The organism is Streptomyces sp. NPDC031340 (assembly GCF_055569945.1).
Genome location: NZ_JBVIIE010000137.1, coordinates 1 through 1,303 on the forward strand (window position 1 = coordinate 1; position 1,303 = coordinate 1,303).

At 68.8% G+C, this 1,303-nt stretch carries 1 protein-coding gene; it reads right to left on the reverse strand.

Annotated features, from left to right (window positions below):
• Window positions 1-40 precede the first annotated feature (40 nt).
• Window positions 41-1,258: an IS30 family transposase gene (locus ACZ5GT_RS40780; RefSeq protein ID WP_469037009.1), complete on the reverse strand. Its 1,218-nt coding sequence runs from the start codon at window positions 1,256-1,258 to the stop codon at window positions 41-43.
• Window positions 1,259-1,303: the final 45 nt, after the last annotated feature.

A 1,303-nucleotide genomic window follows, 5' to 3' on the forward strand; every position in this document is an offset into this window, starting at 1 on the left:
GGCGCTTTCTAGGGGTCGTCGCAACACGTGGTCGTGTTGGTCAGGCCGCGAGCAGTTTATGCAGGCGCTCGGCTGGGGTTTCCCAGCCGAGCGTTTTGCGTGGGCGGCCGTTGAGTTCGGCGGCCACGGCGGCCAGGTGCTCGCGGGTGTGGGTGGAGAGGTCGGTGCCCTTGGGGAAGTACTGCCGCAGCAGGCCGTTGGTGTTTTCGTTGGAGCCGCGCTGCCAGGGGCTGGCCGGGTCGCAGAAGTAGACCGGGACGTCGGTGGCGATGGTGAAGGCGCCGTGGGCACCCATCTCGCTTCCCTGGTCCCAGGTCAGGGACCGCACAAGGTGGGACGGCAGGGTCTGGACCGTCGTGACCAGTGCGTCCCGGACGCTTTCGGCGCCGTGGTCGCCGGGCAGGTGCAAAAGCATCACGTAGCGGGTGGCGCGCTCGACCAGTGTGCCGATGGCCGACTTCCCGTCCTTGCCGATGATGAGGTCGCCCTCCCAGTGTCCGGGCACGGCCCGGTCTTCCACCTCGGCGGGCCGTTCGCTGATCATGACCATGGGGGTGGAGAACCGCGGCTGGCGCTGCTGGGCCTGGCGGCGCGGCTTGCGGCGGGCCCGGCCGGTGCGCAGGGCTCGGGCGAGCTCGCGGCGAAGCTCTCCCCGTCCTTGGACGTAAAGGGCCTGGTAGACCGTCTCGTGGACCACGTGCATCTCCGGCCGCTCGGGGAACTGTGTCCGCAGAGCCTGGCAGATCTGCTCCGGACTCCACCGTAGATGCAGGCGGTGCTGGATGAAGTCCCGCAGTTCGGGGTTCCGGCTGATCTTGCCTGGTTTGGGGCGGGGGCGGCGGGCATCGGCACGGGCCTGGGCGGCGTGCGGCCGGTACTGGCCGTTGCCTGGATGCCGGTTGCGGCGGATCTCGCGGCTGATGGTGGACGGGCTGCGGCCCAGCTCGGCGGCGATCGCCCGAACGGTGGCCTTCTCCCGCATCCGGTCGGCGATGTAGATCCGGTCGTCCTCGCGCAGGTACCGGGACGGACCGGAAGGCGGCACCACCGTGTTGATCGGGGGTGCCGCCTTCTGGTGGCGGTCGGCGCTGCGGCCGTTACGCCATCGCCGGCCAGTTTTTTCGTTGATGCCGACGATCCGGCATGCCTCTTTGTTGCTCAGGCCCTGCTGCATGAGCTGGGAGTATGCCTCCCGCTCACGCACCAGCTGCTTGCGGCCCTGAGCCACTGTCCGCAGCTCCCGAATCTTGAAGTCCATCGCATCCCCTGAGCTGGGGTGTTGCGACGACCACTAGAACGGAAG